Genomic DNA, 19,646 nt, shown 5'->3' on the forward strand with positions numbered 1-19,646 from the left:
CGGTAATCCTCCCATAAATAACCGAAGTTAAAAGTAGAGGTTAAGCAGCCATTAGAGGTGGCCTTCCTTTGTTAGCTTGGTGTGGTCTTTCATGATTGTAATGCCACAGCCAATCAGTTGCGTAATCCTGAACTTCTTCTAACGTATCAAACAAATGCTTGCTCAGCCAACTATAACGTATAGTCCGATTATATCGTTCAATATACGCATTCTGCTGTGGCTTACCCGGTTGAATATATTCAATACGAATACCGTGCTCAATAGCCCAGCGCACAAATTCGTGACTGATAAACTCGGGGCCATTATCACATCGGATCACTAACGGTTTTTCTCTCCACTCCAGCAATTGATTCAACGTACGAATGACCCTAATTGTGGGCAATAAGAACCCTGCTTCAATGGCTAGGCCTTCGCGGCGGTAATCATCAATCACATTCAATAATCGAAACTTGCGACCATCGGAAAGTTGATCATGCATAAAATCCAGTGACCAAACCTGGTTTGCACGTATTGGCTCTTTCAGTGGTTCAGGCACATGTCGTTTTAGTCTTCTTCTCGGTTTAATACGCAGATTCAGTGCCAACTCACAGTAAATGCGATAAACCCGCTTGTGATTCCAGCAGTGACTCTCAACATACCGTAAATACGAGAAGCATAGACCAAAGCCCCAATCGGTATTTTCCTCAGTGAGTTCAATGAGCTGTTCTGCAATGAGCACATTGTCATCACTGAGTCTAGCCTGATAACGGTAGCAGGTTTCACTTATGCCAAATGCAGTGCAAGCTAAACGGATACTAACAGCATGTTGGGCCACTGCCTGTTGAGCCATCTGACGTCGACAAGATGGCTTTACCACTTTTTTGACATCGCTTCCTGAATAATTTCTGCTTTTAATCGTTCTTCAGCATACATTTTTTTTAGTCTGGTATTTTCTGTTTCCAACTCTTTCAGCCGTGCCATCAAAGATGTATCCATGCCGCCATATTTAGCACGCCATTTATAGAAGGTTGCATTACTCATACCATGTTCACGACAAAGGGCCGCAACAGGTGTACCAGACTCCGCTTGCTTCAAGATGGACATGATCTGGCTGTCAGTAAATTTAGATGTTTTCATGCAGAATCTCCTGCTTGTATCTTAAGAGAAAATTCTACTTTTAAATCCTATTATTTTTAGGGGGGATTACCCCCCTATCTCTAAATTTACATAAGATTAAGGTAGCTAATAAGTTTTGTCCAAATTTATTTTACTTTCATAGTCTTAATAATATATTTGTCAACTAAACCCATATTCATACGACTTTCTAACTAGATTCATTGAGTAAACAAGCTGAGAGTTGTTAGACTTCAACTAATGTTTTGACTTTAAAATAATTTATGAAATTTTTACTTATTTTAGTTTTGGGGCTCACTTCCATCCAAGTTTATGCAAAAAAATGCGCTGACTTTTCTACTCAGCAACAAGCACAGAAATGGTACGAACAACGCAAAAAATCAGGACAAACAGGCTGGAAAAGTTTAGACCGCGACGGCGATGGTGAATTTTGACGGGATGCAGAGGTTGTGGAGAAGTAGTTTTTCTCAGGTTGAGCTAGATAATGTTGTGTATTTCAGATCAAATTTTGATAAAAAAAATCCAGAAAAAAATAGTTAAGATTGTGTGAGAACTGAAGGATTATGAGATTGCAAAGAGTTAAGCATCTGTAATTAATTTTGATTTTACCTTTGCAATAATTATACATGCAGATCTTTGGTATAGTGCAACAGTTTCTCGATCTATTCAAAACTACAACTACACCCCACCTAAAAACCGTTTTTCACTATGAAAATGACATTAATCCCCGTACTAGCTATTTCATGTTTATTCTTAACGTCTTGTAAAGCATCATCTGATAAAGATGATATTGACCAATTTGTAAAAGTAGATCTGAAAAACTATGCAACTGATAACTATAGAGTTTTTATCGAAGCTAATAAAAACTTTTCTAATGACCCCGCATTAAAAGAGACGCTTTTTAATAATACATACGTAAAGCTGGAAACAGCTCGTAGTCTTTTAAGTGAAGAATATCCTGATTGGGTGGAAGGTTTAGACCGCAATGGTTTCGATTATGCAGATCTCAATACGATATGCTGGATGATGGTCTATATGGAAAATTATGTAGGCGAAATTGATGAGACGTATAGAAAAGATCTTAAAGTTGAAACTCTAAGTGACGTACATCGACTCTATGTAGAAAGAAAAAAGGTCATCAAATTAAGAGATAGTAAAGAACAAACCGCTAAGAATTTTGTTGAAGTCTGCATGTAGTTTTCTATGGGCAGTATTTGATGGCTATGAAAGACCATTATCAGAAATTCGAAAAATGGGAGATTAAACAATGAACAAATTTAAAATACTACTTATTCTTATTGCTAGTTTTACAGCAGCCTGCAGTCAAGCAGACAACTCTAACAAATTGACTGAACAGGAAGTCGAGAATGATTTAAAAAATGCAAGAGAAGCTTCCCTCTATGCACAGTTTAATCAAATGTATTATACAAAATTTGTTTTTAGCGCTGCTTATGATGAGGTTAATCAAGTTTCAAAAACTAATGATCAGTTATTGAATTTTGCTAGTTATCAGGCCCACGCAATTAAAACTACCTACGATACTTTAGGCTTAAATTTATCTGAGGACCTTAAAGCACTTTCGGTAGGAAAAAATAGTACCATGACAATCAATGCCTTAGATTCTTTATGTGTAAGTAATAAATTTATTGAGAAATACTCAGCTGTAAAACTTAAATCAGGAAGCAAAATACCTCCAGATATAAAAGAACTTTCAGATAAGGCTCTGACACTTCAACCTGAAATTGAAAGAATTCTGACTAAAGCACCTAATCCAATGGGTGATATTCAGTGTTTAAAATTGAAATAACATCTGTCTCTGGCAGCTTTGTGATTCATATATAAAGGAACGAACTTACTGATATGGAGAGACCAAATTTAACTCATAAAATGAAAGTCTACTCTGGGAAAAGAGGATCAAATGGTGAGTAATTTCACTGCCTCAACCCCACAACTATACCCAAGTGACTTATCAATAGTATGAGTCACTTGTTCAATAATCCAATCTCCCACAATCCCCTCGCGAAACCCCACAAGAGTAAGTGGCTTTTCGGCTGAGATTTCAGGATTACCTGGTAAATTTAAAATTAATGGCTCTTCACTACGGCGCTCTACTTACGCAAAATCCTGAACCATCTAGATAATAATTATTTTTCAAAAACATAGCTAATCTGATATTATTGATAATCATTCTTAATAACACTTTATAAAATATAATATGACCGATTTATCAACAAACTTTAACGACACCCGCCTCATCAAATCTTGGTTTGGATTTATTTTAGGGTTGTTCTGCGTTGGAATTAGCATAATAGCTTTATTTGAAGAAGTGAATTTAAAAGGCATCCTTAGAACTTTAGGCTTTCTATGCTTTTGGTATCCTTGGTGTCAACTACCCGTTAAGAATTACCCGCTATCAAAATTTTTCCGTAAGAAAACAGAAGGCGAAAAATTAAATAAACTGGCTAGCTACTTAACAATCATTGGTTTACTTTTACTCATAAGCGCTGCAGTTTTGTTTTAGTGAATTTGATTAAGTTTCGCTCATGTTAAATGAATTAATCACAAAGAAACCATGATAGTGCGCTGAACCCTATCATGGTTTCAAATAAGATATTGATGCTCAATGTAAAATTTCAAGATTTTTGCTGAAGGTACTTTATGTTTATTCTAAATAATCTTTATAATATATATTTATCACCAATAATAATGAATAGATTTTAAATCATGAGTTTTTTCACAGAATTACAAGTTAGACATACTGATTTCGATGAACTTGATCTCCCATCCCAAAAAAATAAAATTTTAGAAATATTAACTAATGATGGCATTCATGAAGACGTTTACACCAGTCTAGTGACTGCATTTAGTGAAGGAAAAGAAGGACTGAATATTGATCCTATTTATTGCTTTGAACTTATAGAAAAAATAGCAGAATTGTTCCCTAATTCTAATTTTGAGTGTCGTGGACTTGGTGAGGAATATTTTTATACATGGATTATTTGTGTTGAAAATGGTCACGTGATTTTTAAAAATCAACCATGGGAAAGTGAAAATCCCTTTGTTTAAATCTGTCCTATATAACAAAATGGCAGTTATGCAAATTTCCAAAAAAAGCGAGGAATTTCTCCTCGCTTTTTTACTCAATCAATAAATTAGAAATTATATTTTAATTGAGCATTAACACCATTAAAGCCATCAAAAGCACTAACGTGTGTGTAAGCTACTTCCGCTGCCAAGTTTGGAGTAAAGTTATAGCCAGCGCCAGCTTGAACGATTAAACCTGAATCATCTTCGCTCGTAGAAACTGTATAGCCTCGAAAAGTTGCATCCACATCAAGGTCAACACGCGCATAACCAGCCATACCTTTAGCATAGAAGTTGTTTGCTAAAGGATATTTAGCTGTTAAACCAATACCATAGTATTGAACATCGGCATCAGTTCTTACACCAAATTCATCTAAATCGCCATCGAACTCGATGTCATTTACAGATTTATTCCAGAATACTTCAGCACCAACATATTCATTAAATTGTAAGCCACCATTTAGGCCTAGAAAATGTACATCAACATCATCGTTATTTAAAAATGTATAGCCAGCACCTACATATGGCTGAATTGTTGTACTACCAGCATTTGCTGTAGTTGCTGCGATAGCCCCAAGAAGTGATACTAAAAGCAGTTTTTTCATTGTATATCTCATTAATATTAAAGTTATATAAAAACCTATAAATCATAGATTTAAAAGGCTTGCATATATTGTTAGCATAATTAATAATTTGCAATAAATTTATACCAATTAATAAAATATTTTCTGATTATTTGATCAATAAACAACCAACCGAATTAATTATAATAAATCTTCTATTTAATATAATAGAGCAGTATCCGAAACTGCCATCATATGAGAGCAACTTCAATCCATACACTGAACACAAACAGTGACATGAACTTTTGTCTAAATCGAATGCAGTATGCAGCCTGATAACAATATGCACAGCAGTAAAGTACGGCGCTAAAATTTTATATAAGATCTTGCTTTAGGCCTATATTTTAAAGGTATGCTAAATATACTTAAATGGTTGCATTCTCTTGACTAAAATTGCTTATGCTAAATGCACTATTTAATATGGAATTTAAGTAAGTGCTCAAGAGAATCATGCATTTTTCGTTTATCGTATTAACATTAAGTACAAGTAGTTTAAGCTCTGCAGATTGGATTAAAGAGTCAAGCAATGCAACGGAAGCAAAAACAATTCAACTACGTCAGCATATTCACCAACATCCAGAACTGGGGAATATGGAATATGAAACTTCGAAGTTAGTACAAAAAGAATTAAAATCATATGGTATTGAAGTTAAAACAGGTTTCGCAAAGACAGGTGTAATTGGTATTTTAAGAGGCTCCCAATCTGGTCCAATTATGGCTTTGAGAGCGGATATGGATGCCCTTCCAATGCAAGAAAAAACGAATCTTATATTTGCTAGCCAAACTAAAGCCATGTATCAAGGCAAAGAAAGTTTTGTCATGCATGCTTGTGGTCATGATGCACATACTGCAATGTTATTAGGTGCCGCGAAAGTACTAGCAGCAAACAAAGATAAGATTGCTGGTACTGTAGTATTTGTATTTCAACCAGCTGAAGAAGGTGGAGCAGATATTGATAACTTTAGCCAAGGAGATCAGATCGGTTCACGTAAAATGATAGCAGATGGGGCTTTAAAATCGGTTAAACCGGAGGTAATTTTCGGTTTACACGTGATTGCTGGAATACCTAGTGGACATCTCCATTATAAATCAGGTGCCATTTTGAACAGTGCGGATAACTTAAGAATTCAAGTAAAAGGACAACAAGTACATGGCTCTATGCCATGGGCAGGGCGAGATCCTATTGTTGCCTCAGCTCAGATGATTAATCAACTTCAAACTATAATTAGCCGTCGTAGTGATTTAAGTAAAGGTATGGGAGTGGTGAGTATAGGGAATATTCAGGCTGGTACTGCAGGCAATATTATTCCTGAACAAGTTTCTATGCTGGGTAGCATTCGTTCAAATAATGAAGATATTCGCCAAAATATCTTAAGTACTATACCTAAGATGATTGAACATACCGCTATTGCTAACGATGTAACCGCGACAGTCGAGTTATCAAGTTATGCTCCTGTAACTATGAACCATCCAGCATTAACCGAAGCCATGGGGCCTACTTTTAAAGCTGTAGCAGGCGATCAAGTTAAGATTTTAGACAATAATGCAAGTGCAAGTGAAGACTTTGCTTATTATGGTAAGTTGATGCCGTCACTGTTTGTCTTTTTAGGTGCGACTCCTAAACAACAGGATTTAACTAAAGCTGCACCCAATCATAGCCCCTATTTTATTGTTGATGATGCAACATTAAAAACAGGGGTGGAAACGCATGTACGTTTTATTATGGATTACCCCAAAGTAGCTAATAAGGTACAAATGGCATGGAAGAATACATTATAGTCTTTGAATTTTAAGCTAAATTTAGGGGATTGATTATCCAATATCCCCTACTTCACACCCATTTCTTAAAGGACATGGTTCACCATCCAGTATGTTTTCAAGCATGCTCTGCATCTGTTGTAATTGAACTATCTTCTCTTGGATCGCACCTAACTTCTCCAACAAAATTGCATGAAATTGAGTAGCAGGAATTTCGCTCACATTAACAAGAAGAATGATTTGCTTGATTTCAGCCAGAGTAAAGCCAAGGTTTTTGGCAGTCTGAATTAATTTCAATTGTTGCACAGTCTGTTCGGGATAATCTTTGTAGCCATTACCGCGCACAAAAGATTGAATCAACTCCATTTTTTCATAAAAACGAATGGTATCTCGACTCAAATTAATCTGTCGTGAAAGTTCGCCGATCAGCATATTCCACTTCCTATAATATTTTTTAAAACACTTGACCATGGAGTTTACTCCATGGTTTAGCGTAAGTAATAACAAAATAACCGAGTTTAGTTTTATGTCTACAATATCTCAAACCGCTTTAGTTGTGGGAGCAACAGGATTTATCGGCAAATTCCTTGTAGCACGACTACTTCGCGATAATGCGCGGGTGTTTATTATTTGCCGTAACATCAATGAGCAAGCACCTCAGTAATGAAGCTATTAAGGCAGCTCAGGCACTCAACACCGTGCTTGAGCGCAACCCGGACATTGTGTCCAAAATTCTATCTTCAGTAGAAAAAGCACATAAGCAAAGTAATATTCCAAACTTTGGCCAAGCATTGGATGAATATGAAAATCTGCACTTACCCAAGAAGAAACTTGCCAAAAACACCTTGGTCAATGTCACGGCGAACATTGGTAAATATCAGGATATATGGGGGCAGTTCTATTGCACCGACATTACCCTACTCATGATTTCTGAATACCTGAAACAGCAGACCGACTTTCAGGCAGAAAAGCACCGTTCACAGCTTATCGACATTTGGAAATACTTTGTGGCCAACGGTTGGGCACCTGAAAATATTGCAGAGAAAACCTTAAAGCCGATACGACCAGAAAAGGTCAGAACGCGACATTCCAACGAATCTCTGGAAATTGTAAAAGCTGTTTGCCCGCCTTGGTTAAAACTAGCGATTGATTTGGCACTGCATTCTATTCAACGGCGTGCCGATCTGGTGGTAATGGAACGCTCAAGCATTAACATCAAAGACAACACCATGACCGCACTGCAGCATAAATCGCTGAATTACGACAATCCTGTGTTTATTGAAGTGGATATGCATCCTGAGCTACGGGAAGTCGTATTGCTGTGTATAGGGCATTCGATGCGACTACGCTGCCCTTACCTGATTGCAACGCGACCAGACCGCATTAACGAGCAAATCCGTAATGCGAAACTGCATCCTTTTGCTGTAACTGAGGATCACATTACCAAGCAGTTTAAAAAGTATCGGGACTTGTCAGGCGCGTATGATCATTTAGAACTAAACCAACGACCATCGCTGCATGACACTTACGTGCCTTGGGCATTTATAACATCACGCAGAAGTATGGAAAGAAGTACGCGCAGGCACTGGCTGGCCACGCAACTGTGAAGATGACGGATCACTATTTAGAGGGTCACGAAGCACCTAAACCAGAGCGGATTAGCTATCGTTAGTCTTGCCAATAAGCTGATGCTTCCATTTCATGGATCATCAGCTTTTGATTTCATATAATCGCCAGTATGTTAAATGGGATCAAATAGGTTGAAAATTCTTTTACCAGGGTAATCGTTCAAATACTTATATCGGCTATGTCTATAATATTCGTTCCAATAACTTACCATTCTTTGATATGTTAGATTTTTAAGTTCATGATTATTATTTATAAATTCAATAAAAAATTCTTTATTTTTTTCCATAAATGGATATATATCATTGATGATTTCTACGACATATTCGCCAACTAACAAAAATATATAAGGGATCATAAAGTCTTGAAATTCGATTTCTATAAGTTTTTTGACCATTTCTTGACGTAAATAACCATCAGAGTGTCTAGAATAAAGACAGTAAATTATCGAAAGCTCTTGAGTGGATAAACTATTAAGCTGTGAAAAGTTGGGCAAATCATTATAGATTCTATAAGGAATTTCTAAAATATCTCCATTCAAGCAAACTACTCTTTGCCCTACTGCATTAATGTCAGTTAATAAACTTTTAATAGCTTCTATTCGCTGAATAGGAAAAGCTTGTTCTAATATATTTTTCATTGACTTTAATTAAGTAAAAATCCCTTTAGCAATCTACTAATTTTTTAATATTTTTACAATTAACATAATGCATGTTATATGAAATAAAAAATTTTTCTATCCATTTGATATTTATATAAATTAAAATTTCATATAATCACCATTGTGTTAAATTGGCGAATCAGATCCATCCCCCAGTAATAAAATCTCCTGAATCATATCCAATAGAGTAACCAATCTTTCTCTCTGGGTAAGCAGTTTTATAATGATTCATTGACGCTTGTGCCAGTTTAAGTGCATAAGCTAAGAACAAAGGATATTCAGCATAATTATCCAGTTCTGTTTCATCTGCTAAATCTTCAATAGATCGTAAAATTTCAGAGCTAAAAGCGCCTTGCTCAGGATAGTATGTTTTAGCTTCAGACATCCAATCTAAGTTATCTTCTTCTGCAATGTATTGATCTAATACTGCAAAATATAGATATCCATTATCAGAAAGACCAAACCAAAATCCTTGCTCAATAAAGGGAAAAGCCTCTTTTTCTAAAGAGTCAATTACGTGGGCTGCTAAACTTTTAACTTCTGTTGTGTAATCTAATTCTTTGAATAGATCCCAACTTTTGCTTGGCTGCATTTCATGACAATGATTGATGATCGTTGTCATGAAATTATCAATATCTAGATCATTTTTATGAAGATCAATTTCTTTAAAGATTTTTACGAAGTCAAATGACATAAACAGCCTACATTTTTCCAAAATTTAATTAAGTAAGAATAGATGTCCAATTACTTATTGATTTAGCTACCGTTAATAATTGCTTTTAAGTTTAAATGGGCGAGTTTTCCACATTGGGGAATTACGCCATTCCCCGAAACTACCCCGAATATCCTCCCCCGAAAACAAAAAGCCCACTTTTTAAGTGGGCTTTAAGTAGCTGAATTAACAGCTATATTTGGTAGGCATATCCAGACTCGAACTGGAGACCTCTACGATGTCAACGTAGCGCTCTAACCAACTGAGCTATACGCCTATATGCCATGCATAATATTCACTTTTAAAATACATGACAAGCGCTATTTCTTGTTTTTTAAAGCAGATGCACAAGTTTTAAGCATTCTTTTAAATTGTTGAATATTTTTTGAATTTAACGTTTTGGAATAACGCATTTGTTGATAATAATCAGCTGCCTGATGAAATAAAACTTGCTGTTCAGGTTTAACTTCTTGAGCTAAACGTAACAACCATTGATTTACCGTTTCGGCATCTTGCTTACGCTGCTCAGCCGTTAAGCTTCGCGAAAAAGACTGAATGGCTACGTCATATTCAGAAGTTTGAGCACGTTTATGCCAAGATATAACACACCAGTACAGTAAAACTAATCCACCAATGCTAATCATAATCAGCAATACCAATGAATAACTGGATTGGAGTCCTAGCTTCTGTAACCAACCTCGTTGAGTCTCTGCATTATAGCCAACCACCTTACTTTGCCATTGGTAACTTGCATAGTCACTCCAAATGCGCATTTTGTTTAATACCGAATAGCGCTGTACATGCCATCGACTACTCTCACCCCAAACACTGGTATCTTGGCTCATTAAATCTTGCATACCCTGTTCAATACGCTGCGGTGCAATCATGGCTGTTGGGTCATAGCGTTTCCAGCGCCCATCCACAAAGACTTCCGTCCATGCGTGCGCATCTAACTGTCGAACTTCCCAGCTTTTTGCATCTGGTGAAGGCTGACCACCTTGATACCCAACCACAATACGCGCTGGAATTCCCGCATAACGCATCAGCATCACGAAGCTAGAAGCATAATGTTCACAAAAACCCTGTTTGGATTGAAACAAAAACTCATCAATACGATGCTGTCCCAACAAGCCTGGCTGCAAGGTATAGCTAAAGCCATTGTTGCGATACCATTGCAAAACATTTTGGATATAACGTTTCGGGTTCTCGTCACTTTGCTTAAACAGCTGCTGTGCCAATTGCTGCGCTTTCAAGTCCATGTGCTCAGGCGCTTTTAAGTTTATGCTTCGTTGTATTTTAGATAATTCACTTTGGGAAAATTGAACATTTCCCATCCATTGCAATGCAATAGGTTCCACCCGCTGCACTTGACGATAAGCCTGAATACTCCAATCCTGACGTAGCTGATAACGTCGCTCTAAGGGTTGTGAATATTCCAATGCCATAATCCACGGAATCGCGACATCAGCAGGTAAATATTGATAGTTCCATTTTTTGGATGTAGAGATTTGCGTTAATGTATCATCCGAAATACCTTGTTGATTAATAAAACTACTGGTCCACTTTTGCCCATCATATTGATCCAAGACCATCGCGCGCCAATAAAGCTGCGAACGATTGGGCAGCTGAGTGACATCACCGATAATACGAAAAGCCAAATGACTGGACTGGGATAATTGCGCAATATCTCCAGGCGACATACTGTCACTCATCCCTGTCACCGCCTTATTTTCAGGAATTGGAATATGCCAAAGTGGGGGTAAACGCGGAAAAAAGATAAACAACAGCACAAAAAAAGGCAGTGCGAGACCTACAAATTTAATGACGTGTTTTGCATCTTGCCTTAATGCCATACGATTCGAGTTTTCAGATGCAAAAGCATGGGTTTGCACTCGATACAGCCCCAACAAACAACTCAATAAACAGAGTAAAGCCATCACTGCCGTCATAAATGACTGACTATGTAAAAACATACTCGCCACAACAAATAAAGCAAAGTTAAACAGAATAATCACATCACGCTGCGTTTTGGTTTCTAAAGCTTTAGCAAAGAGAAAGATACTTAAAACGGCTACGCCCGCTTCCACCCCTAAAAAGCTTTGATAGCTCCCAAAAGTGACCACTAGAGCAACAAGGGTCAAAATGTAAATTGCCCATTTCGGGAAATGGTTGCCCGTGGATTTCATGAAATACCATAGACAGCCGATACAAATGGCGAAAATGACACTCAATAGCACAGGACTAAAACTTAGTTGTGTGATCCAAATCAAACTCAGTGTCAGCACAATGGCAATACGAATAGAAGAGTGCATATTACTCACCTATGCCTGCGCCAAAAGTAATTTGGCTTGAAGGTACTGTTCTCGCCCTATCCCTTTGGCCAGTTCAGTATGAGGTAAATACAGGGCATAGGCGTATTGTAACTGCTCACATTGTTCAACCAAGCCCATCATTAAGCTTAATTTTTCTTCATGTGAAGGACTCGGCATATGTGCATAGTGGATGTCTAAACTGTGTTGATCCTGATGTTGTTCAAAGACCTTAATAAATAAACCTTGTCCTTGTGCCACTTGTTTCCATGAAACCGCCTGTAAAGAGTCACCCTCTTTAAAATTTCGCAATTCTCGGAATTCATCCATGTCCGGTTCAAAACTGTGCTGTTGCTGTTTATTTTCTGCCGCTAAAGACTTAGTTTTAGGCGCGATCCACACAGGTGCTTGGATAAAAAAATAACTCCAAGCGCGAACGAGACCAAATGGATAAGTCGAGTAAATTTTAATCTCTGGAAAACTAAACTGTCCGCGCTCTTTGGGAAAAAAATTTAAATCGACCACCTGATGGGTATCTTGAATAAACAACTGTTCTATATGATCAGCATAAGTAATCCAGAGGTATCGAGGCTGCGAATGCAATTGTTTGAAATGCATTTGTAATTGCAATGCACTCTCAACCTGCCCTATTTCAGGGAATACAAGGTCAATACTTAAGCCATGTAGCTGCTTAAAGGTCAAATAAAAACTCATACACAGCACGGCACTGATTAAAAAACAAAACGCTAAAATTAAATTATTGGCATAATTCACCCCAGCAATAAAGGTGATTAAAATCAGCACTACATACACATATCCTTGCTGATAAATAAACACCAGTACATCTTTTTGGGTCAGTTGTTTTTCAGCTTTGAATTGAAAGCGTTTATTTATCCAGTTTTGCCACAGCATGCGTCAGCTTATCCTATCAGTGAACTTTGACTTGCTTCATAAGTTGCTCAGTTTCAGCTTCACCCAGCCCTATTCGATGCGCGGTCACTGCGACAAATACAGCCTGTACATCATCCGGTGTAACAAATGCACGGGCTTTAACCAAAGCATATGCTTGTGCTGCTTTCTTCAAAGCCAGTACGCCACGTGTAGATAACCCATGTCGACCTTTACGGGTCTCAGCCGCCAAATCTAAAATATAGTCCAAGACTTCCTCAGACAGATAAATCTGTGGCACCAAAGTTTGTAAGGCCAGAATGTCTTGTTCGGAAAATACTGTCATCAACTGCTGAATCAAGTCATGACGGGATTGTTGCTGCAATAAAGCCTTTTCTGCCTGACGGGATGGATAACCCAAAGATAAACGCATAAGAAAACGGTCGAGCTGTGACTCTGGTAGTGCATAAGTTCCACTTTGAAAAAGTGGGTTTTGCGTTGCAATTACCCAAAAAGGCTGCGGTAGTACATAACGACTTGCATCGATTGTCACCACACCCTCTTCCATCGCCTCTAAGAGCGCACTCTGCGTTTTCGGACTACAGCGGTTAATTTCATCTGCGAGTAAAATTTGAGTAAAAATTGGCCCTTGCTTAAACTCAAACAGATGTTCTTTTTGGTTAAACATATTCACCCCAATCACATCGCTTGCCAGCATGTCATTGGTAAACTGAATCCGTTTAAATTGAAGACCAGCCAAATGGGCCAAGCTACTGGCCAATGTGGTTTTGCCTAAACCGGGCAAGTCTTCAAATAAGATATGCCCACCAGCTAAAAGGCTGCATAAGGCTAATTGGGTTTGTTGATTTTTATCTAAAACGATTTGATTAACTTGATTGAGGAATTCTTGGATTTTTGGATAAAAAATACTTAACTGTGATTCATCGAGCATGTCATATTGCAACGTTTCTACCGTTTTCTCTTTTCCCCAAAGCACCTTATTCTCCCCAATCAAAATATAAATCAAGGTTTAACATACAGGTTTTTCAACCATACTCAAAGGCGATCCTTATAAATATTCAATGATTTGCGTATGAATAACTTCCCTCACATCAAGCTATTGTTTCACTGCAGATTTCAACTGATCTTTTAAAGTATCTGCGCTCATTGAAAATGATGGAGATGATTTCTCTGCTTGCTTAATCAATTCTATGAGTCGTGCATTGATTGGCGCCTGTCTACCACATTGCTCTGCAAGTTTTAAAACCTCACCATTAATCCAGTCGACCTCTGTGGGGCGACCTGCAATTAAATCATCTTGCATAGACGACCGGGCTAGTGGATCGATTGCCAACATTTTACGACTTAATAATTTAAATAATGGATTGGGTAAACTCAGTAATTTTGGAATCAAATGGGTCGGAACTGCGGTTAACTTTGCAGGTTTAATTTGTGCATAATCAAGCAGCTCTATAGCTTCCTGCTGCGCCATTGCCACACATTGGCGATATTTACGAATCGACAATTGTTCCTTTAGCGGTTTTTTTGACAATGCATTGATTGAATTATTTAAATTAAGTAAAAGCTTGGCCCACTGCACAGCCAGCATGTCTTTTTCAAAAACAATCTCTAAACCTGCTTTTTGAAATGCATTCTCAAGCAAATTTTGATTCGGATATTGCTTAACACTTAATGCACCAGAGGTACCTTGATGATAATGCCCAGCTTCTTGCGTGGCGACGTTAAAAGGAACCATCCCCTCTAAAATCATCGGCCCTTGCAAAACCCTTTTTAAAATAGGGACATTACTTAAACCATTTTGAAAGCTGATGATCAGCGGTGTTTTAGCCCCTAGATATTCTTTAAGTTCATGCGCAACTTGTTCGGTTGCCGCCGATTTCACACAAATTAAAATAACATCGGCATCCACAACCTGAGTAGGATCGGTCGTTAGTTTGAGTTGATGAGGTGCAAGTTTGATCTTTTTGCCTAAATAATCAGTTAAGACTAAGCCCCATTGGGAAAGCTCTGCATGAATACGTGGACGCGTGATAAAAGTAACATCATTACCTGCAGCAACCAACCTTCCGCCTAAATAACACCCAATGCTTCCAGCACCATAAATATATATTTTCATTCAATTTCCCTTTGCAAACATTCCAGTATTTTAAGAGCTCTAATAATCAAAAGCTGTCCGATATACGACATGAACCTTTTATGCCTCACACTCCGTGTTCGTTATGATTTAAGCCGTGATGTAACAACTTGCTTCATGCAAAAAGTACACTGTCGAATCTAACACGAGCAACCGCATGTAATTGAGTATTTTCACAAAAAAACGGCACCGAAGTGCCGTCTTTGAATTGATTAATTATATTAACATGGGCACTTTTTCATGCCATTCGTTGCAGATGGATAACGTGCATCCACACAATGACGATAAAAAGTTTTAGCATCCATCGCTTCTAAATCAGGATGGTGCTTTTTCATATGCTCCAAATAGTTTGGATAATCAGGCACCCCCACCATCAAGCGAAAACTTTGCTGCAAACGTTGCCACAATGTCGCAATTCGAGACCAATTTTTAGGGTTCAGAATCAAATCTTTCTGCGACATCACGGTCATTTTAATGATTTTATAAATCATCGTTTTTCCACTTTTAGCAAATTTTAGATTCATCTGACTCTCCTTAATGTCCAGCTTTTGATGGCTGAATGTCTTCAGGATCACGATAAATGGCTTCTGCTTCATGCACAGTCGGAACTGGGCTTGCCAATGCACGACGAATCACTTTAATCGCAGCAAACAGCATCACAATCGCCACAATCATAAAGAATCCACACAATGCAGCATTGATCTGATTCGACATCGCAACAGTCTGCATTTCAGCAACCGTTTTTGCTGGTGCTAAAATTTCATTGTTTGCAATTGCATTGTTAAAGCGTTCAGCTTGTGCCAAGAAACCAATTTTCGGATTTTCGTGGAAAATTTTCTGCCAGCCCGCTGTCATACAAGTTACCAACAAGAATATGGTCGGGATAATCGTAACCCATACATATTTCTCTTTCTTCATTTTGAAGAGGATAACCGTACCTAAGATCAATGCCATTGCCGCAAGCATCTGGTTACCCACACCAAACAGTGGCCATAAGCTATTGATTCCCCCGAGCGGATCGACGACACCTTGGTAAACAAAGAAGCCCCAACCTGAAACCGCAACTGCTGTACCCAACAAGTTTCCGAAGAAGTTATGTGAGTTTTTCACCGCAGGAATCACAATACCCACGGTATCTTGCACCATGAAACGACATGCGCGCGTACCCGCATCAACTGCCGTTAAAATAAATAGTGCTTCAAATAAAATGGCAAAGTGATACCAAAACGCCATCATTTCACGGCTATTGAAAATTTCCGTAATGATGTGAGCCATACCAATAGCAAAAGTTGGCGCACCGCCAGTACGTGAAAGGATGGTACTTTCACCCACTTCTTGAGCCAGTAAAGTTAATGTTTCTGGAGTAACAACAAAACCTAAGTTACGAACAGCTTCAGCTGCGGTGTCTACACTTGTACCCAGTAAAGCGGCTGGTGAGTTAATCGCAAAATACACACCCGGATCAAGCACTGCGGCACAGATCAGAGCCATGATTGCAACAAATGACTCCATGAGCATACCGCCATATCCAATCATTCGAATATCACGTTCATTGTTCACAAGTTTCGGCGTGGTGCCTGACGACACTAAAGCGTGGAAACCTGAAATTGCTCCACAGGCAATGGTAATAAATAAGAATGGGAACATTGAACCTGCAAACACAGGGCCAGTACCATCAATAAATTGCGTGAACGCTGGTAGCTTCATTTCTGGCATTGCGAAAATAATACCGACTGCCAAACCTGCAATGACACCAATCTTTAGGAAGGTTGATAAGTAATCGCGTGGCGCAAGCAATAACCACACAGGCAGTGCCGAAGCCACGAAACCATAAATAATCAGCGCCCAAGTCAACTGAGTGCCCGACAGTGTAAAGAACGCACCCCAATATGGATGCTGTGCAATATTTTCACCGTAGACAATACCGAGCATCATCAAAACGAAACCAATAATAGATACTTCTGCAATTTTACCTGGGCGGATAAAACGCATGTAAATCCCCATAAAGAGCGCAATTGGAATCGTTGCCGCAATACTAAATACGCCCCATGGGCTGTGTGCAAGTGCTTTGACCACGACCAATGCCAAAACTGCAAGGATAATAATCATTACCCCCAATGCACCAAGCATGACCACAATACCTGCAAAAGTTCCAAGCTCTTGCTTTGCCATTTCACCGAGTGAACGTCCATCACGACGGGTAGAAATAAACAACACCAAAAAGTCTTGTACTGCACCTGCAAGCACTACACCGACAAGTAACCAAATCGTGCCAGGTAAATAGCCCATTTGCGCTGCTAAAATAGGCCCTACTAATGGACCTGCACCTGCAATCGCTGCAAAGTGATGTCCAAATAGAACGCTTTTGTTGGTTGGAACATAGTCCAGACCATCATTCAAACGATGCGCGGGAGTTAAGCGACGTTCATCAAGCTCAAAAACTTTATTTGCAATAAATAAACTATAGAAGCGATAAGCAATACTATAAATACAGCCCGCAGCAAGTACGAGCCAGATGGCATTGACATGCTCACCACGACTCAGTGCCAATATCCCAAACGAGACTGCACCGATGATGGCTACCAGTAGCCAGATGATTTTTGAAGTCAGGGTTGACTTCGGCTGAACAGATTCCATTTCAATCCCTCATATTTGTTGCATTCAATCAGCGTCTTTAATTATTCGAGGTACTGCTGTTTTCCTTTGCGACTTTACTCTGCATCTCCTTGTTTTGATCTAATACTTTGGCATAAAAAAAGGGATGATTTTCATCATCCCTTCCGATAATAGTCTATTTTTAAACCATTATGCACGTTCTAAATAATCGCCAGTACGAGTATCTACACGAACGCTTTCCTCTTGCTGTACAAATAATGGAACACGTACTACAGCACCTGTTTCCAATTTTGCAGGTTTACCACCACCGCCAGAAGTATCACCACGTACACCCGGATCAGTTTCAACAATTTTCAAAACTACGAAGTTTGGTGGGTTTACTGTTAACGGCACGCCATTGAACAACATAATGGTACATTTTTCATTTGAATCATCTTTTAACCATTTTGCAGCATCGCCCATTGCTGTTTTGTCAGCAGCGATCTGTTCAAATGATACAGGATCCATGAAATTCCACATTTCGCCGTCGTTGTACAAGTATTCCATTTCTACTTCTACAATGTCAGCCGCTTCTAAAGAATCACCAGACTTAAATGTTTTTTCTAAAACTTTACCAGAACGTAAATTACGTAGTTTTACGCGGTTAAATGCTTGACCTTTACCTGGCTTTACATATTCATTTTCCATGATTGAACATGGGTTACCATCAAGCATAACCTTAAGGCCTGACTTGAAATCATTCGTAGAATAATAGGCCATGACTGGCGCACTCCAAACTAACTAACTTAAATATTTATGTCTTTATCTTAGACACCAAAGCTTTGAAAAGCAGGGCCATAAAGATAGGGCATCTTTTTTGATGCCTCGTATTGTAAATGAGCAAGGTGTTATGAAGCAATGAAAATCCACTGCCTATAAGCCGAAGATCTTGATAAAATAGCCCTGTTCCGCGTGTTTTTGTGTATTGAAAAAGCCTTTTTAGACCACACACATCAGAACAACTCGTTTCGACATCACCCGATTTGATGACCTAACTTTCTTTTGACCTAGTATTTGACCCTTATTGCATGACTCATTATTTGTACCAAGAGCAAAATTGGCAAGCTCAACTCAGTGATTTAATTACTGATCCTTTAGAATTACTTAATATTCTAGAGCTTTCTCCTGAGCAACTGCTGTCAGGCGCACTGCTTGCATCAATCCAATTTAAACTCCGTGTTCCCCGTGCTTTTGTGACAAGAATGCAAAAAGGTAATCCGCTTGATCCTTTACTCCTTCAAGTCCTGCCCCATCATCTTGAGCTTGAAGAACATCCCGACTTCGTGACCGACCCCTTGGGTGAGGAACAAGCCAACCAACAACCCGGTGTTTTGCACAAATATAAAACTCGTTTCTTACTGACACTAACTGGGGCATGTGCCGTTCATTGTCGTTACTGTTTTCGTCGACATTTCCCCTATCAAGAGAACCTACCAAAGTCAGAAGATTGGATCAATATTCAACACTATATTCAGTCGCAACCTGACATTAATGAAGTCATTTTGAGTGGTGGAGACCCCTTAACGCTGTCCAATCGTAAAATAAAATTATGGATTGAACGCTTAGAAAGTATTCCCCAACTTAAATTTTTGAGAATTCACTCACGAGTTCCTATCGTAATGCCTAACCGTGTCGATGATGAGCTAATTTCCATCTTAAAAAACAGTAGGCTGCGCATTATTCTAGTGGTACACTCAAATCATGCATCGGAATTGGATGATTTTACCTGCCGTCAATTACAGCAATTAGTCGCAGAAAAAATCACCGTTTTCAATCAGGCGGTTTTATTGAAAGGGGTCAATGATCACGTTCAAATTTTGACAGATTTGAGCTACCGTTTATTCGATGCAGGTGTATTGCCATACTATTTACATGTTTTAGATAAAGTAAAAGGGGCTCACCATTTTGATTTAAACTCGCAAGACATTGATTTGCTGTATCAAGGATTATTGGCGAATCTACCCGGCTATCTGGTTCCCAAGCTGGTCAGGGAAATTGCGGGAGAAAAGAATAAGACACCACTTTTCGGGGTTTCAACTTTTTGAGTTAAATAATAACGATG

21 protein-coding genes and 1 tRNA gene are annotated in these 19,646 nt (G+C 38.6%); 9 read left to right on the plus strand and 13 right to left on the minus strand.

Annotated elements, in window-relative coordinates; translation table 11 throughout:
• Positions 1-40: 40 nt before the first annotated feature.
• Positions 41-1,116 (minus strand): IS3 family transposase gene (locus PTT44_RS09085; protein WP_168159001.1). Its coding sequence is split into 2 segments (ribosomal slippage): positions 41-864 and positions 864-1,116, totalling 1,077 coding nucleotides; the frame shifts between segments, so codons are not numbered across the junction.
• A 260-nt stretch (positions 1,117-1,376) separates the two neighbouring features.
• Between PTT44_RS09085 and PTT44_RS09090 the strand changes: the two genes are divergently transcribed.
• The 5 genes from PTT44_RS09090 to PTT44_RS09110 all read left to right on the plus strand — a co-directional run bounded on the left by PTT44_RS09090 (position 1,377) and on the right by PTT44_RS09110 (position 4,179).
• Positions 1,377-1,547: a hypothetical protein gene (locus PTT44_RS09090; protein WP_168159002.1), complete on the plus strand. Its 171-nt coding sequence runs from the start codon at positions 1,377-1,379 to the stop codon at positions 1,545-1,547.
• A gap of 274 nt (positions 1,548-1,821) precedes the next feature.
• Positions 1,822-2,310, plus strand: a complete 489-nt coding sequence (locus PTT44_RS09095) for a hypothetical protein (protein WP_168159003.1) — start codon at positions 1,822-1,824, stop codon at positions 2,308-2,310.
• 70 nt (positions 2,311-2,380) lie between these two features.
• Positions 2,381-2,920, plus strand: coding sequence for a hypothetical protein (locus PTT44_RS09100; protein WP_168159004.1), 540 nt, complete (start codon positions 2,381-2,383; stop codon positions 2,918-2,920).
• Positions 2,921-3,328: 408 nt separating this feature from the next.
• Positions 3,329-3,634, plus strand: a complete 306-nt coding sequence (locus PTT44_RS09105) for a hypothetical protein (RefSeq protein ID WP_168159005.1) — start codon at positions 3,329-3,331, stop codon at positions 3,632-3,634.
• A 203-nt stretch (positions 3,635-3,837) separates the two neighbouring features.
• Positions 3,838-4,179: a hypothetical protein gene (locus tag PTT44_RS09110; protein WP_168159006.1), complete on the plus strand. Its 342-nt coding sequence runs from the start codon at positions 3,838-3,840 to the stop codon at positions 4,177-4,179.
• Positions 4,180-4,265: 86 nt separating this feature from the next.
• Here the strand turns inward: PTT44_RS09110 and PTT44_RS09115 are convergent, their stop codons facing one another.
• Positions 4,266-4,802: a porin family protein gene (locus tag PTT44_RS09115; RefSeq protein ID WP_168159007.1), complete on the minus strand. Its 537-nt coding sequence runs from the start codon at positions 4,800-4,802 to the stop codon at positions 4,266-4,268.
• A 468-nt stretch (positions 4,803-5,270) separates the two neighbouring features.
• Between PTT44_RS09115 and PTT44_RS09120 the strand changes: the two genes are divergently transcribed.
• The gene (locus PTT44_RS09120) at positions 5,271-6,599 is read left to right on the plus strand and encodes an amidohydrolase (protein WP_168159008.1); all 1,329 of its coding nucleotides are present in this window, start codon (positions 5,271-5,273) and stop codon (positions 6,597-6,599) included.
• A gap of 33 nt (positions 6,600-6,632) precedes the next feature.
• On the opposite strand, the gene PTT44_RS09125 is transcribed toward PTT44_RS09120, so the two are convergent.
• Complete coding sequence (locus tag PTT44_RS09125) at positions 6,633-7,010, minus strand: MerR family transcriptional regulator (protein ID WP_168159009.1); 378 nt, start codon at positions 7,008-7,010, stop codon at positions 6,633-6,635.
• A 94-nt stretch (positions 7,011-7,104) separates the two neighbouring features.
• Here PTT44_RS09125 and PTT44_RS09130 point away from each other — a divergent pair, with 94 nt between their 5' ends.
• A complete protein-coding gene (locus PTT44_RS09130) occupies positions 7,105-7,242 on the plus strand; it encodes an SDR family oxidoreductase (protein WP_168159010.1) in 138 nt (45 codons plus the stop codon).
• Positions 7,223-8,185, plus strand: a complete 963-nt coding sequence (locus tag PTT44_RS09135; protein WP_216076734.1) for a hypothetical protein — start codon at positions 7,223-7,225, stop codon at positions 8,183-8,185. The genes PTT44_RS09130 and PTT44_RS09135 overlap by 20 nt, the downstream gene beginning before the upstream one ends.
• Before the next feature lie 134 nt (positions 8,186-8,319).
• On the opposite strand, the gene PTT44_RS09140 is transcribed toward PTT44_RS09135, so the two are convergent.
• The 10 genes from PTT44_RS09140 to efp form a co-directional block, all read right to left on the minus strand.
• Positions 8,320-8,844, minus strand: a complete 525-nt coding sequence (locus PTT44_RS09140; protein WP_168159011.1) for a hypothetical protein — start codon at positions 8,842-8,844, stop codon at positions 8,320-8,322.
• Positions 8,845-9,004: 160 nt separating this feature from the next.
• Positions 9,005-9,559, minus strand: a complete 555-nt coding sequence (locus tag PTT44_RS09145; protein WP_168159012.1) for a hypothetical protein — start codon at positions 9,557-9,559, stop codon at positions 9,005-9,007.
• Between the two features lie 218 nt (positions 9,560-9,777).
• Positions 9,778-9,854 (minus strand) — tRNA-Val (locus PTT44_RS09150).
• A gap of 43 nt (positions 9,855-9,897) precedes the next feature.
• A complete protein-coding gene (locus tag PTT44_RS09155) occupies positions 9,898-11,889 on the minus strand; it encodes a transglutaminase family protein (RefSeq protein WP_168159013.1) in 1,992 nt (663 codons plus the stop codon).
• A 9-nt stretch (positions 11,890-11,898) separates the two neighbouring features.
• A complete protein-coding gene (locus tag PTT44_RS09160; RefSeq protein WP_168159014.1) occupies positions 11,899-12,798 on the minus strand; it encodes a DUF58 domain-containing protein in 900 nt (299 codons plus the stop codon).
• A 16-nt stretch (positions 12,799-12,814) separates the two neighbouring features.
• On the minus strand, positions 12,815-13,771 hold the full coding sequence (locus PTT44_RS09165; RefSeq protein ID WP_171527538.1) for an AAA family ATPase: 957 nt from the start codon (positions 13,769-13,771) through the stop codon (positions 12,815-12,817).
• A 120-nt stretch (positions 13,772-13,891) separates the two neighbouring features.
• Positions 13,892-14,911, minus strand: a complete 1,020-nt coding sequence (locus PTT44_RS09170; protein WP_168159015.1) for a 2-dehydropantoate 2-reductase — start codon at positions 14,909-14,911, stop codon at positions 13,892-13,894.
• A 239-nt stretch (positions 14,912-15,150) separates the two neighbouring features.
• Positions 15,151-15,453 carry a YbdD/YjiX family protein gene (locus PTT44_RS09175; RefSeq protein WP_004693572.1) on the minus strand — a complete coding sequence of 101 codons (303 nt, stop codon included), beginning with the start codon at positions 15,451-15,453 and terminating at the stop codon, positions 15,151-15,153.
• Positions 15,454-15,463: 10 nt separating this feature from the next.
• Positions 15,464-17,566, minus strand: a complete 2,103-nt coding sequence (locus PTT44_RS09180) for a carbon starvation CstA family protein (protein WP_168159016.1) — start codon at positions 17,564-17,566, stop codon at positions 15,464-15,466.
• Positions 17,567-17,734: 168 nt separating this feature from the next.
• Positions 17,735-18,304, minus strand: a complete 570-nt coding sequence (efp, locus tag PTT44_RS09185; protein WP_004693574.1) for an elongation factor P — start codon at positions 18,302-18,304, stop codon at positions 17,735-17,737.
• A gap of 308 nt (positions 18,305-18,612) precedes the next feature.
• Between efp and epmB the strand changes: the two genes are divergently transcribed.
• Positions 18,613-19,629, plus strand: a complete 1,017-nt coding sequence (epmB, locus tag PTT44_RS09190) for an EF-P beta-lysylation protein EpmB (RefSeq protein ID WP_168159017.1) — start codon at positions 18,613-18,615, stop codon at positions 19,627-19,629.
• The last annotated feature ends 17 nt before the right edge of the window (positions 19,630-19,646 follow it).

Origin of the sequence: Acinetobacter sp. Gutcm_16, from assembly GCF_028649355.1 — a bacterium.
Classification (GTDB): domain Bacteria; phylum Pseudomonadota; class Gammaproteobacteria; order Pseudomonadales; family Moraxellaceae; genus Acinetobacter; species Acinetobacter johnsonii.